12 protein-coding genes are annotated in these 13,830 nt (G+C 52.0%); 8 read left to right on the forward strand and 4 right to left on the reverse strand.

Annotated features, from left to right (window positions below):
* Nucleotides 1–92 precede the first annotated feature (92 nt).
* Together moeA and moeB are read left to right on the forward strand one after the other, a co-directional pair.
* Nucleotides 93–1,328, forward strand: coding sequence for a molybdopterin molybdotransferase MoeA (gene moeA / locus C0K55_RS06665; RefSeq protein ID WP_016248515.1), 1,236 nt, complete (start codon nucleotides 93–95; stop codon nucleotides 1,326–1,328).
* Nucleotides 1,328–2,077: a molybdopterin-synthase adenylyltransferase MoeB gene (moeB, locus tag C0K55_RS06670; protein ID WP_016248514.1), complete on the forward strand. Its 750-nt coding sequence runs from the start codon at nucleotides 1,328–1,330 to the stop codon at nucleotides 2,075–2,077. The genes moeA and moeB overlap by 1 nt, the downstream gene beginning before the upstream one ends.
* An 87-nt stretch (nucleotides 2,078–2,164) precedes the next feature.
* Here the strand turns inward: moeB and fsa are convergent, their stop codons facing one another.
* Nucleotides 2,165–2,827 (reverse strand): fructose-6-phosphate aldolase, encoded by a 663-nt coding sequence (gene fsa, locus C0K55_RS06675; RefSeq protein WP_001516055.1) that lies wholly within the window; start codon nucleotides 2,825–2,827, stop codon nucleotides 2,165–2,167.
* Nucleotides 2,828–2,955: 128 nt separating this feature from the next.
* Between fsa and C0K55_RS06680 the strand changes: the two genes are divergently transcribed.
* The 4 genes from C0K55_RS06680 to C0K55_RS06695 all read left to right on the forward strand — a co-directional run bounded on the left by C0K55_RS06680 (nucleotide 2,956) and on the right by C0K55_RS06695 (nucleotide 8,664).
* Complete coding sequence (locus C0K55_RS06680) at nucleotides 2,956–3,855, forward strand: glycyl-radical enzyme activating protein (protein WP_001516054.1); 900 nt, start codon at nucleotides 2,956–2,958, stop codon at nucleotides 3,853–3,855.
* Between the two features lie 5 nt (nucleotides 3,856–3,860).
* On the forward strand, nucleotides 3,861–6,293 hold the full coding sequence (locus tag C0K55_RS06685; protein ID WP_000209339.1) for a glycyl radical protein: 2,433 nt from the start codon (nucleotides 3,861–3,863) through the stop codon (nucleotides 6,291–6,293).
* Nucleotides 6,294–6,438: 145 nt separating this feature from the next.
* The gene (gene ybiV, locus C0K55_RS06690) at nucleotides 6,439–7,254 is read left to right on the forward strand and encodes a sugar-phosphatase YbiV (protein ID WP_105266184.1); all 816 of its coding nucleotides are present in this window, start codon (nucleotides 6,439–6,441) and stop codon (nucleotides 7,252–7,254) included.
* A gap of 150 nt (nucleotides 7,255–7,404) precedes the next feature.
* Nucleotides 7,405–8,664: a DUF1479 domain-containing protein gene (locus tag C0K55_RS06695; protein ID WP_016248512.1), complete on the forward strand. Its 1,260-nt coding sequence runs from the start codon at nucleotides 7,405–7,407 to the stop codon at nucleotides 8,662–8,664.
* Between the two features lie 221 nt (nucleotides 8,665–8,885).
* Here C0K55_RS06695 and C0K55_RS06700 read toward each other — a convergent pair whose 3' ends face one another.
* Nucleotides 8,886–10,478, reverse strand: a complete 1,593-nt coding sequence (locus C0K55_RS06700) for an ABC-F family ATPase (RefSeq protein ID WP_000961451.1) — start codon at nucleotides 10,476–10,478, stop codon at nucleotides 8,886–8,888.
* A 218-nt stretch (nucleotides 10,479–10,696) separates the two neighbouring features.
* On the opposite strand from C0K55_RS06700, the gene ldtB reads away from it, so the two are divergent.
* A complete protein-coding gene (ldtB, locus tag C0K55_RS06705; protein ID WP_001056379.1) occupies nucleotides 10,697–11,617 on the forward strand; it encodes a L,D-transpeptidase in 921 nt (306 codons plus the stop codon).
* Between the two features lie 57 nt (nucleotides 11,618–11,674).
* On the opposite strand, the gene C0K55_RS06710 is transcribed toward ldtB, so the two are convergent.
* Together C0K55_RS06710 and mntR are read right to left on the reverse strand one after the other, a co-directional pair.
* Nucleotides 11,675–12,793: an anion transporter gene (locus C0K55_RS06710; RefSeq protein WP_016248511.1), complete on the reverse strand. Its 1,119-nt coding sequence runs from the start codon at nucleotides 12,791–12,793 to the stop codon at nucleotides 11,675–11,677.
* Nucleotides 12,790–13,257 (reverse strand): manganese-binding transcriptional regulator MntR, encoded by a 468-nt coding sequence (gene mntR / locus C0K55_RS06715; RefSeq protein WP_000091026.1) that lies wholly within the window; start codon nucleotides 13,255–13,257, stop codon nucleotides 12,790–12,792. The genes C0K55_RS06710 and mntR overlap by 4 nt, the downstream gene beginning before the upstream one ends.
* Before the next feature lie 185 nt (nucleotides 13,258–13,442).
* Between mntR and mntS the strand changes: the two genes are divergently transcribed.
* Nucleotides 13,443–13,571 carry a manganase accumulation protein MntS gene (gene mntS / locus C0K55_RS06720; RefSeq protein WP_001001759.1) on the forward strand — a complete coding sequence of 43 codons (129 nt, stop codon included), beginning with the start codon at nucleotides 13,443–13,445 and terminating at the stop codon, nucleotides 13,569–13,571.
* The last annotated feature ends 259 nt before the right edge of the window (nucleotides 13,572–13,830 follow it).

Consider the following 13,830-nt stretch of genomic DNA (forward strand, 5'->3'; position numbering starts at 1 on the left):
GGAACCCACGCTACGCCCGAGGTGGCATACAGTCCGGGGCGTTTTTCTGACATAATAAGCAAATTCGATTTTGCCTCCGCAGGAGTGTTTTCATGGAATTTACCACCGGTTTGATGCCGCTCGACACCGCGCTTAATGAGATGCTTTCTCGCGTTACCCCTCTGACTCCCCAGGAAACGCTGCCACTGGTACAGTGTTTTGGTCGCATTCTGGCAAGCGATGTCACTTCGCCGCTGGATGTCCCTGGGTTTGATAACTCCGCAATGGACGGCTACGCGGTTCGTTTAGCCGATGTCGCTTCCGGTCAACCACTGCCCGTCGCCGGTAAGTCGTTTGCGGGTCAGCCGTATCATGGCGAGTGGCCTGCTGGCACCTGTATTCGTATTATGACCGGCGCGCCGGTGCCGGAAGGCTGTGAAGCTGTGGTAATGCAGGAACAGACTGAACAAACGGACAATGGCGTACGTTTTACCGCTGAAGTAAGTCGCGGGCAAAATATTCGTCGACGCGGTGAGGATATCTCTGCGGGAGCAGTTGTTTTCCCGACAGGTACTCGCCTGACTACTGCCGAACTGCCCGTGATTGCTTCGTTGGGGATTGCCGAAGTTCCGGTGATTCGCAAAGTGCGTGTGGCGCTATTTTCCACGGGTGATGAGTTACAGTTACCCGGTCAGCCGCTGGGTGATGGTCAAATCTACGATACCAACCGTCTCGCCGTGCACCTGATGCTGGAACAGTTAGGTTGCGAGGTAATTAACTTAGGGATTATCCGTGACGACCCGAACGCATTACGTGCGGCATTTATTGAAGCTGACAGTCAGGCGGATGTGGTGATCAGTTCCGGCGGCGTTTCGGTTGGTGAAGCGGATTACACCAAAAACATTCTCGAAGAGCTGGGCGAAATCGCATTCTGGAAACTGGCGATTAAACCAGGCAAACCGTTTGCGTTCGGCAAACTCTCTAATAGCTGGTTCTGTGGCCTGCCGGGCAACCCGGTTTCTGCGACGCTGACTTTCTATCAACTGGTACAACCGTTACTGGCAAAATTAAGCGGCAACACCGCCAGCGGCCTGCCAGCGCGTCAGCGCGTACGCACAGTATCTCGACTGAAGAAATCCCCCGGACGTCTTGATTTCCAGCGTGGCGTGCTACAACGCAACGCCAACGGCGAACTGGAAGTGTCGACCACCGGACATCAGGGTTCGCATATTTTTAGTTCTTTTAGTCTCGGTAACTGTTTTATCGTGCTGGAACGCGATCGCGGAAATGTAGAAGCGGGCGAATGGGTAGAAGTCGAGCCATTTAACGCGTTGTTCGGGGGCTTGTAATGGCGGAACTCAGCGATCAGGAGATGCTGCGCTATAACCGGCAAATCATCCTGCGTGGTTTTGATTTTGACGGTCAGGAAGCGCTGAAAGATTCTCGCGTGTTGGTCGTTGGCCTGGGCGGGCTGGGGTGTGCAGCATCGCAATATCTGGCAAGTGCGGGCATCGGCAACCTGACGTTGCTCGACTTTGACACCGTTTCGCTCTCGAATCTGCAACGTCAGACACTACACAGTGATGCCACGGTCGGGCAACCGAAGGTTGAATCCGCCCGTGAGGCACTGGCGCGAATCAATCCTCACATCGCGATTACACCGGTGAATGCGCTGCTTGACGACGCTGAACTTGCTGCGTTGATTGCAAAACACAATCTGGTGCTCGACTGTACAGATAATGTCACGGTGCGTAATCAACTTAACGCGGGCTGTTTTGCCGCAAAGGTGCCGCTGGTTTCTGGCGCGGCGATTCGTATGGAAGGTCAAATCACCGTCTTTACCTGGCAGGATGGTGAACCGTGCTACCGTTGCCTGAGTCGTCTGTTTGGCGAAAACGCGTTAACCTGCGTGGAAGCAGGCGTAATGGCTCCGTTGATCGGCGTAATTGGTTCGTTGCAGGCAATGGAAGCGATCAAACTGCTGGCAGGTTATGGCAAACCTGCCAATGGGAAAATCGTGATGTACGATGCGATGACCTGTCAGTTTCGCGAAATGAAGCTGATGCGCAATCCTGGATGTGAGGTGTGCGGACAGTAATTGTCGCCTGTAGTCCTGATAAGACGCGGCAGGCGTCGGTGCACTCCGCCACGTCATAATCAATTTTTGAGGATGGTGAACGTCCTGTTAAATCGACGTCCGGCCAAACGCCCCCTGCCAGTCCTGCTCAAACTTCGCCACGGCGGCATCGACCGCCGGATAGCTAATCATCTGCTGCGCAACATCCAGCGGCAGCGTGATTGACTCACATCCTGCCAGTAAGCAGTCCAGCGCCTGACGCGGGGTTTTGAAACTCGCCGCCAGCACTTTCGCCTGTGGTGCATGCATTTTCAGCAACTGATGCAAATCGGTCACGGTCTGAATACCACTTCCGCCCTGGGCATCAATACGGTTCACGTAAGGCGCAACATATTCCGCACCCGCCAGCGCTGACAGCAGACCTTGCGCCGCACCATACACCGCCGTGCCCAACGTTGGGATCCCTTCCGCCTTTAACATCTTGATGGCTGCCAGCCCCTCGGCGGTCACCGGTACTTTAACCACGATATCCGCAATAATAGAACGCAGTTTGCGTGCATCGTTCAACATGCCTTCAGCGGTGGTAGCCATTACCTGGGCAAACAAACGCCCCTGCCCCCCCATCGCTTCGTGAAGTTCCGGAAGCACAACCTCCAGCGGCTTTTTGCCTGCAGCGATAATGCTTGGGTTAGTGGTCACACCCGCCAACGGGAAAACTCGCGCCAGCGCCTTCACTGCAGCAACGTCTGAAGTATCCAGATACAGTTCCATAGCCATCCTCAAATGTACTTTTGTATGAAATCAGACTATCACGAAAAAACCCTCTGAACAGTTGATGCACATCAATTTAACTTTCATTCGAAAGCTATTTAATGTTTGAACGAAACAGAGGGGCATCTATGATCTTCAATATTCAACGCTACTCGACCCACGACGGTCCCGGTATCCGCACCGTAGTTTTTCTTAAAGGCTGCTCATTGGGCTGCCGCTGGTGTCAGAACCCGGAAAGCCGCGCCCGCACGCAGGATCTGCTGTATGACGCACGTCTGTGCCTGGAAGGCTGCGAGCTGTGCGCTAAGGCGGCCCCGGAAGTGATTGAGCGAGCGCTGAATGGTTTACTTATCCATCGTGAAAAGTTAACGCCTGAGCATCTGAGCGCGCTGACCGACTGCTGCCCAACTCAGGCACTGACCGTATGCGGTGAAACAAAAAACGTTGAGGAGATCATGGCGACCGTCCTGCGCGACAAACCGTTTTACGATCGCAGCGGCGGCGGTTTAACGCTTTCTGGCGGGGAGCCGTTTATGCAGCCGGAAATGGCGGCGGCGTTACTGCAAGCCAGCCACGAAGCCGGTATTCATACCGCAGTGGAAACCTGTCTGCATGTGCCGTGGAAATATATCGCGCCTTCCCTGCCTTATATCGATCTGTTTCTTGCCGATTTAAAACACGTTGCCGACGCACCGTTTAAACAATGGACCGACGGTAACGCCGCCAGAGTGTTGGATAACCTGAAAAAACTTGCGGCGGCGGGGAAAAAAATCATCATCCGCGTACCGCTGATTCAGGGCTTTAATGCCGATGAAACCGCAGTGAAAGCCATTACCGATTTTGCCGCCGATGAACTACAGGTTGGTGAAATTCATTTCCTGCCCTACCACACGCTGGGCATCAACAAATATCACTTACTTAATCTGCCCTATGACGCCCCGGAAAAACCGCTTGATGCGCCAGAACTGCTCGACTTTGCCCAGCAGTATGCCTGCCAGAAAGGGTTAACCGCGACCTTACGAGGATAACAATCATGACAACACTGAAACTGGATACGCTCAGCGACCGCATTAAAGCGCACAAAAATGCGCTGGTACATATTGTGAAACCACCGGTTTGTACCGAGCGCGCACAGCACTATACCGAGATGTATCAACAACATCTCGATAAGCCAATCCCGGTTCGTCGCGCGCTGGCGCTGGCGCATCACCTGGCTAATCGCACCATCTGGATCAAACACGATGAGTTGATCATCGGCAACCAGGCAAGCGAAGTCCGCGCCGCGCCGATCTTCCCGGAATATACCGTGTCGTGGATCGAAAAAGAGATTGATGATCTGGCGGATCGTCCCGGCGCTGGTTTTGCGGTGAGCGAAGAGAACAAACGTGTTCTACATGAAGTCTGCCCGTGGTGGCGCGGTCAAACCGTACAGGATCGCTGCTATGGCATGTTTACCGATGAGCAAAAAGGCCTGCTGGCAACCGGCATCATTAAAGCGGAAGGCAATATGACCTCCGGCGATGCGCACCTGGCGGTCAATTTCCCGCTGCTGCTGGAAAAAGGGCTTGATGGTCTGCGCGAAAAAGTGGCGGAGCGCCGCTCGCGTATTAACCTGACGGTACTGGAAGATTTGCACGGCGAGCAATTCCTGAAAGCCATTGATATCGTGCTGGTGGCAGTCAGTGAACACATTGAACGTTTCGCCGCCCTGGCGCGTGAAATGGCAGCCACCGAAACCCGCGAAAGCCGTCGCGATGAGCTGCTGGCAATGGCCGAAAACTGCGATCTCATCGCCCACCAGCCACCGCAGACTTTCTGGCAGGCGCTGCAATTATGCTATTTCATCCAGTTGATTTTGCAGATCGAATCCAACGGTCACTCGGTATCGTTTGGTCGTATGGATCAGTATCTCTATCCGTACTATCGTCGCGACGTTGAACTCAACCAGACGCTGGATCGTGAACACGCCATTGAGATGCTGCATAGCTGCTGGCTGAAGTTGCTGGAAGTGAACAAAATCCGCTCCGGTTCGCACTCCAAAGCCTCTGCCGGTAGCCCGCTGTATCAGAACGTCACCATCGGTGGGCAAAACCTGGTTGATGGTCAGCCGATGGATGCAGTGAATCCGCTCTCCTACGCAATCCTCGAATCCTGTGGTCGCCTGCGTTCAACTCAGCCTAACCTCAGCGTGCGTTACCACGCGGGAATGAGTAACGATTTCCTCGATGCCTGCGTGCAAGTGATCCGCTGTGGCTTCGGGATGCCGGCATTTAACAACGATGAAATCGTGATCCCGGAATTTATTAAACTCGGTATTGAACCGAAGGACGCTTACGATTACGCGGCAATTGGCTGTATCGAAACAGCCGTCGGCGGCAAATGGGGCTATCGCTGCACCGGCATGAGCTTTATCAACTTCGCCCGCGTAATGCTGGCGGCGCTGGAAGGTGGTCGTGATGCCACCAGCGGCAAAGTGTTCCTGCCACAAGAAAAAGCGTTGTCAGCGGGTAACTTCAACAACTTCGATGAAGTCATGGACGCGTGGGATACACAAATCCGTTACTACACGCGCAAATCGATCGAAATCGAATATGTCGTCGACACCATGCTGGAAGAGAACGTACACGATATTCTCTGCTCGGCGCTGGTGGATGACTGCATTGAGCGAGCGAAAAGTATTAAGCAAGGCGGCGCGAAATATGACTGGGTTTCTGGCTTACAGGTCGGTATTGCCAACCTGGGTAACAGCCTGGCCGCTGTGAAAAAACTGGTGTTTGAACAAGGCGCGATTGGTCAGCAACAGCTTGCTGCCGCGCTGGCGGATGACTTTGAAGGGCTGACTCACGAGCAACTGCGTCAGCGTCTGATTAATGGCGCGCCGAAGTACGGCAACGACGATGATACCGTCGATACACTGCTGGCTCGCGCTTATCAGACCTATATCGATGAACTGAAGCAGTACCATAATCCGCGCTACGGTCGTGGCCCGGTTGGCGGTAACTATTACGCAGGTACGTCGTCTATCTCCGCGAACGTACCGTTTGGTGCACAGACGATGGCGACACCGGATGGGCGTAAAGCACATACGCCTCTGGCGGAAGGTGCAAGCCCGGCCTCCGGCACCGACCACCTCGGCCCAACGGCGGTGATTGGTTCGGTAGGTAAACTGCCTACGGCGTCGATTCTCGGTGGTGTACTGCTCAACCAGAAACTGAATCCGGCGACACTGGAGAACGAGTCCGACAAGCAGAAGCTGATGGTTCTGCTGCGTACCTTCTTCGAAGTGCATAAAGGCTGGCATATTCAGTACAACATCGTTTCCCGCGAAACACTGCTGGAAGCAAAAAAACATCCTGATCAGTATCGCGATCTGGTGGTACGTGTAGCAGGCTATTCCGCCTTCTTCACCGCGCTCTCTCCTGACGCTCAGGACGATATCATCGCCCGTACCGAACATATGCTGTAGTCCTCTCCGCCCGGTAGCCGTCGTTACCGGGCTAAATCATTCACATAATCAATTCTCCCTTACTTTCATTCGAAATATAATTTGTGCTCCACGTCACATTGTTATTACACTGTTACGGTTTCATTTTTGAGCCAGGAGCACACATATGAGCGTAAAAGTTATCGTCACAGACATGGACGGTACTTTTCTTAACGATGCCAAAACGTACAATCGGGCACGTTTTATGGCGCAATATCAGGAGCTGAAAAAGCGCGGCATCGAGTTCGTTGTCGCCAGCGGTAACCAGTATTACCAGCTCATTTCCTTCTTTCCTGAGCTAAAGAATGAGATCTCTTTTGTCGCGGAAAATGGCGCGCTGGTCTACGAACATGGCAAGCAGTTGTTCCACGGCGAACTGACCCCGCATGAATCTCGAATTGTCATTGGTGAACTGCTGAAAGATAAACAGCTCAATTTTGTTGCCTGCGGTCTGCAAAGTGCATACATCAGTGAAAATGCCCCTGAATCATTCGTTGCATTGATGGCAAAACACTACCATCGCCTGAAACCGGTAAAAGATTATCAGGACATTGATGATGTTCTGTTCAAGTTTTCACTTAACCTGCCGGATGAGCAGATCCCGCTGGTAGTTGACAAACTGCACGTTGCGCTCGACGGCATAATGAAACCCGTTACCAGTGGCTTTGGGTTTATCGACCTGATTATTCCCGGCCTGCATAAAGCGAACGGCATTTCACGGTTACTGAAACGCTGGGATCTGTCGCCGCAAAATGTGGTGGCAATTGGCGACAGCGGTAACGACGCAGAGATGCTGAAAATGGCGCGTTATTCTTTTGCGATGGGCAATGCAGCGGAAAACATTAAACACATCGCCCGTTACACTACCGATGATAATAATCATGACGGCGCGCTGAATGTGATTCAGGCGGTGCTGGATAACACAGCTCCTTTCAATAAGTAATCTTCCCCTGGCCGGAGCGCCCCCTCCGGCCTCTCTCTTTTTTCTCGCTTTGTGCAGTGACTCAAGATTTTTATCTTGCGTTAACTTATTTTTAACTTAAAGTATCAATCGTAATCATTTTTACTTTCGAATGAAAGATGCGAGGTTGATATGACTTTTACCTGTGAGACACTGCCAACAGATACGAAAGCGGCTATCCGTAAGATGAAAGCGGAGCTGCGACAGCAGATCGGTGATGTGCAACATGTCTTCGATAAACTCTCAGCAAAAATCGAAGCGCGTGTAGCAGAAATAGATGCCCTGAAAGCACAAGGATTGCCGGTTTGGCCGGAGATCTCTTATAGGGATATTGCAGCCGGTACAGTAAACAATGTCACTCGCAATGAAATTAAGCGCCGCGGTTGTGCGGTAATAAAAGGCCATTTCCCTCGTGAGCAGGCGCTGGCGTGGGATCGCGCAATGCTCAACTACCTTGATGCCAATCACTTTGATGATGTGTATAGAGGTCCTGGCGACAGTTTTTTCGGTTCGCTGGAGGCTTCTCGCCCCGAAATCTATCCCATTTACTGGTCACAGGCGCAGATGCAAGCGCGGCAGAGCGACAATATGTCTGCGGTTCAATCTTTCCTTAACCGCCTGTGGAAATCTGAAAGCAACGGCAAACAATGGTTTGATCCCGATGTCAGCGTGATTTATCCGGACAGAATTCGCCGTCGCCCACCAGGCACGACGTCCAAAGGTCTGGGCGCACACACCGATTCTGGTGCTCTGGAACGCTGGCTATTACCCGCTTATCAGCGCGTTTTTGCCAATGTTTTCAACGGTAATTTTGATGATTATGATCCGTGGGATGCTGCGCATCGTACCGATGTAGAAGAATACACCGTAGATAACACCACCAAATGTTCGGTGTTCCGCACGTTTCAGGGCTGGACGGCGCTCTCCGATATGTTGCCTGGCCAGGGATTATTACATGTGGTGCCAATCCCGGAAGCGATGGCATACGTTTTACTGCGTCCGTTACTGGATGACGTACCGGACGACGAACTGTGCGGTGTCGCGCCTGGTAAGGTTCTGCCAATTTCAGAGAAATGGCACCCATTGTTGATAAAAGCACTCACGTCAATTCCGGCAATAACAGCAGGGGATTCCGTCTGGTGGCACTGCGATGTGATTCACTCCGTCGCGCCGGTAGACAATCAACAAGGCTGGGGGAACGTGATGTATATTCCCGCCGCGCCGATGTGCGAGAAAAACCGGGCTTATGCGCACAAGGTCAGAAAGGCACTGGAAAAAGGCGTCTCGCCGGGTGACTTCCCACGTGAAGATTATGAAGCAAACTGGGAAGGCCGCTTTACGCTGGAGGATCTGAACGTTCACGGTAAACGCGCGCTGGGCATGGACGTGTGAAAGTTGATAGATTAGTGGAAGTGAGGTTAAGGAAGTCGGTTCGATGTTACTCAGAGAGCTGACAACGTGCGCTTTGTTAATGCCGGATGCGACCTACAAAATCTTGCAGATTCAATATATTGCAGGGACTGCGTAGGCCTGATAAGCGTAGCACATCAGGCAATCTTGCGTTTGTCCTCAGCCGCCGTCACCCCGACTGTATCGGGGTGACGGGCAATAACTTACTCGATCCCTCTGCTACGCAGATAATCTTCGTAGTTGCCGCTAAAGTCGATCACGCGTTCCGGAGTGATTTCCAGAATACGGGTCGCCAGGGAGCTTACGAACTCACGGTCGTGAGAAACAAAGATCAGCGTGCCCTGATACAGTTCCAGTGCCATGTTCAGTGACTCGATGGATTCCATATCCAGGTGGTTGGTCGGTTCGTCCATGATCAGAATATTCGGTTTCTGCATCATTAACTTACCAAACAACATACGGCCTTTTTCACCACCGGAAAGTACTTTAGCAGGCTTTTTGATGTCGTCCTGGCTGAACAACAAACGACCGAGAATGCTGCGTACCGCCTGCTCGTCATCGCCTTCCTGCTTCCACTGGCTCATCCATTCAAACACGGTCAGATCATTATCGAACTCATATTCATGATCCTGTGCGTAGTAACCAATACGCGCATTTTCTGACCATTTTACAGTACCATTGTCCGGTTCCAGATCCCCTACCAGCGTTTTCAGCAGGGTCGATTTACCGACGCCATTGGTGCCGAGTACTGCCAGCTTTTCACCCACTTCCAGCAGCAGGTTGATATTTTTAAACAGCGGACCGTTATCAAACCCTTTAGTCAGGCCTTCTACTTCCAGCGCATTACGGAACAGCTTCTTATCCTGCTCAAAACGAATGAACGGGTTCTGACGGCTGGAGGCTTTCACCTCTTCCAGTTTGATTTTATCAATCTGACGCGCACGTGAAGTCGCCTGACGAGATTTCGATGCGTTGGCGCTAAAGCGGCTTACAAAGGACTGCAACTCGGCAATCTGCGCTTTCTTCTTGGCGTTATCAGCCAGCAGGCGTTCGCGTGCCTGGGTCGCCGCCGTCATGTACTCATCGTAGTTACCCGGATAAACGCGCAGCTCACCGTAATCCAAATCCGCCATGTGCGTACAGACCATATTGAGGAAGTGACGGTCGTGCGAAATGATGATCATGGTGCTGTCACGCTCGTTCAGCACCTGCTCCAGCCAACGAATGGTATCGATGTCCAGGTTGTTGGTTGGTTCGTCGAGCAGGAGAATATCAGGATCGGCAAACAGCGCCTGCGCCAGCAACACACGCAGTTTCCAGCCTGGAGCCACTTCGCTCATTGGACCGTAGTGTTGCTCCACTGGAATACCCACGCCAAGCAGCAGCTCACCGGCGCGTGCTTCCGCAGAGTAACCGTCCATTTCGCCGTATTTCACTTCCAGATCGGCAACTTTGTAGCCATCTTCTTCGCTCATTTCCGGCAAAGCATAGATGCGGTCGCGCTCCTGTTTCACTTCCCACAGCTCTTTATGCCCCATGATCACCGTATCCAGCACGGTGAACTCTTCAAAGGCAAATTGATCCTGGCGCAGTTTACCAATGCGCTCGTTGGGATCGAGGGAAACGTTGCCCAGCGTCGGCTCTAAGTCGCCGCCGAGGATCTTCATAAAGGTGGATTTACCACTACCGTTCGCGCCAATCAGGCCGTAACGGTTGCCGCCGCCAAATTTGACGGAAATGTTTTCAAACAACGGCTTACTGCCGAACTGCATGGTGACGTTACTGGAAACTAACACAGGCGTATCCTGAAAAGAGATATGACAAACCGCGTATTATGCCATAAGTCTGAAAGAAGATCCCGCTCGCCGCTTAAGGTCTACACTCTTCCCAAAGGCAAAAAATGTGATTTCGTACACATCTGATTTCACTGTTAGCAGGAATGAACATATAATGCGCTTCCAATACTCTAATATTCTCAACCTAATGGCCTGCCAGGCACGAAATCTCGCTTAACATGAATATGAAATTGAAAACGTTATTCGCAGCGGCCTTCGCTGTTGTCGGCTTTTGCAGTACCGCGTCAGCGGTAACTTATCCTCTGCCAACCGACGGGAGTCGCCTGGTTGGTCAGAATCAGGTGATCACCATTCCAGAAGGCAATACCCAGCCGCTGGAGTATTTTGCGGCCGAGTATCAGATGGGGCTTTCCAATATGATGGAAGCGAACCCTGGTGTGGATACCTTCCTGCCGAAAGGCGGCACCGTCTTGAACATTCCGCAGCAACTGATCCTGCCAGACACGGTTCATGAAGGTATTGTAATTAACAGCGCAGAGATGCGTCTGTATTACTATCCGAAAGGGACTAACACCGTTATCGTGCTGCCGATCGGGATTGGTCAGTTAGGTAAAGACACGCCTATCAACTGGACCACCAAAGTAGAACGTAAGAAAGCCGGCCCGACCTGGACACCGACCGCCAAAATGCATGCGGAATACCGTGCTGCAGGCGAACCGCTTCCGGCTGTTGTTCCGGCTGGTCCGGATAACCCAATGGGGCTGTACGCTCTGTACATCGGTCGCCTGTACGCTATCCACGGCACCAACGCCAACTTTGGTATCGGCCTGCGTGTAAGCCACGGTTGTGTGCGTCTGCGTAACGAAGATATCAAATTCCTGTTCGAGAAAGTGCCTGTTGGTACGCGCGTACAGTTTATTGATGAACCAGTGAAAGCGACCACCGAGCCAGACGGCAGCCGTTATATTGAAGTCCATAACCCGCTGTCTACGACCGAAGCTCAGTTTGAAGGTCAGGAAATTGTACCAATTACCCTGACGAAGAGCGTACAGACCGTGACCGGTCAGCCAGATGTTGATCAGGCGGTTCTGGACCAGGCTATTCAAAACCGTTCCGGGATGCCAGTTCGTCTGAATTAATCTTCAAAACTTAAGCAAAAGGCGGACTGATAATCCGCCTTTTTTATTTTCCAGCGCTTATCCAACCGGGAGCATAACTAACAAAACGTACCCTACCAGCGCCGCCCACAACAGCATTGGTATCGAATAGAGATGGAAACGCCACCAGATACGACGATCGTTCGCCATACGCAGTGCAATCAAATTTGCCAGCGATCCCGGTAACAAACCAAAACCCCCGACATTTACCGCCCAGGCCAGTAACAACGACGGCGGCACATAGTTCAGCAGCAAAATTGTGCCCGGCACATTACTGATCACCTGCGATAAACCAATTGCCGTTAGCCATAATCCGGGTTCGGATAAATGACTCACGTGACTCAACACGCCCTGTAAAGCTGGAAGTTGGGTCAGCAAATGGACGTCGATAAACATCGCCATAAACACCAGCAGCAGCGTCCAGTCCACACTCAACACCACGCGACGTGCCAGCAGCGCAAATCCCGCTGCTACAATCACCAGCCCCCATAGCTCTTGTTTCAACTCAAGCGCCGTAAGAAAAACGATATACAGTCCCAGACAACTCCACACCAGTCGCGGCTTCCACTCCGGCGTTTGCGTACCAGTATGATACTGCAACGCCCTTCCAGGGAAACAACACCAGCACAGCAGCAATAGTGTCAGCATCATCACGCCAGCCAGCGGTGCCATTTGTGCAATAAAACCGGCGAACGAAAGGCCAGAGCGTCCCCAGATAAGAATATTTTGCGGGTTGCCTATCGGCGTCAGCAGCGATCCGGCATTCACCGCCAGCGCCTCGAATATAATCAACCGATTAACCGGGATCTCACACAGTCTCTTTAGCGTAATGGTCAGCGGAACAACAATGAACAGCGCAACATCGTTGGTCAGAAACGTAGAAAGTAGCGCCGCCGCCAGCACCATAAACATTGCCAGTCGACGTTCAGTGGCAAAACGGCGCACCATTTTACGCCCCAGCACATCAAAATAACCGCTTAACTCCACACCTTTGGTCAGCAGCATCAGGCCACTTAAGGTGATGATGGTGTGCCAGTCGATAGCGCCAGGCCAGGACTTTGGTGCGAAAGGAACGAAAAAACTTAATCCGATGCCAACAAGAATTAATAACTGAAAAAAGCGATCGCCTTGTAGTGTGCGTAAAAAAGGCAGGCTCATTTGGCACCGTGTTTCTGGGTAAACAAACGAAAGGCGTCCAGCGTCTCTTCACTGACATGGTGTTCCATACCCTCCGCGTCACGACGGGCGATTTCCGGGCTGACGCCCAACACCAGCAAGAAATTTTCGACAATCTGATGCCGCTCACGGCTTTCCTGCGCCAGCTTTTCCCCTTCCGCAGTCAAAAACACGCCTCGCCAGGGGATCATTTCAATTAGCCCCATTGTTGCCAGCCGCTTGAGCATTTTAGCCACCGTCGGTTGAGAGACGCCCAGACGGGCGGCCATATCAACCTGACGTGCTTCTCCCACTTCTCTAATCAAATCAGAAATCAGCTCAACGTAATCGTCGATAAGCTCGCGACGATGTGCCTCTCTGACCTGGCGAAACCCTTCAACGTGCTCTTCCACGTTCACTAACTGCGTCACTTTTTTTACTGTTGGCGTACCTGCGCGACGACTCATTGTGCTTCCTCATTATGGTGACACATATATAGCGCTCTCATTTCGTGCGCACATTGTAAACCAGAGTTGTGAAGGCACAAAAATTTAACGTTTTAGCAATAGCTATATAATATAGCCTGTGCTATATCTGTATGTAATGCAATCATCCCTCATGGATCGACGGGATTAGCAAGTCAGGAGGTCTTATGAATGAGTTCAAGAGGTGTATACGCGTGTTTAGTTACTCCCCCTTTAAAGTGCGGTTAATGCTGCTCTCGATGTTGTGCGATATGGTCAACAACAAACCGCAGCAAGATAAACCCTCCAATAAATAGCGGCGTCGCGGTACGCCGCTTCACTCCAGCTTTTAGCAGAAACATTGTTTTGGCTTGAAAAACCCCACTTTTTGTCGGATTTGCTATCCTCTTCGCAAAAGATTTTTTCGTCAGTAGTTGACCTGAGCGGCGGCTCGTTCTATCTTCTTGCAGCCCTGCGTATATTGCGGCTCGCGGATGCAGACCACTCCACTCTCTTCTCGCACTCTTGCAGGTATTGACCCTTGACGCCAGGGTGAGCACATGGCGTTTGTTACGA

The organism is Escherichia sp. MOD1-EC6098 (assembly GCF_002965865.1).
In the GTDB taxonomy this organism is placed as follows: Bacteria; Pseudomonadota; Gammaproteobacteria; order Enterobacterales; family Enterobacteriaceae; genus Escherichia; species Escherichia marmotae.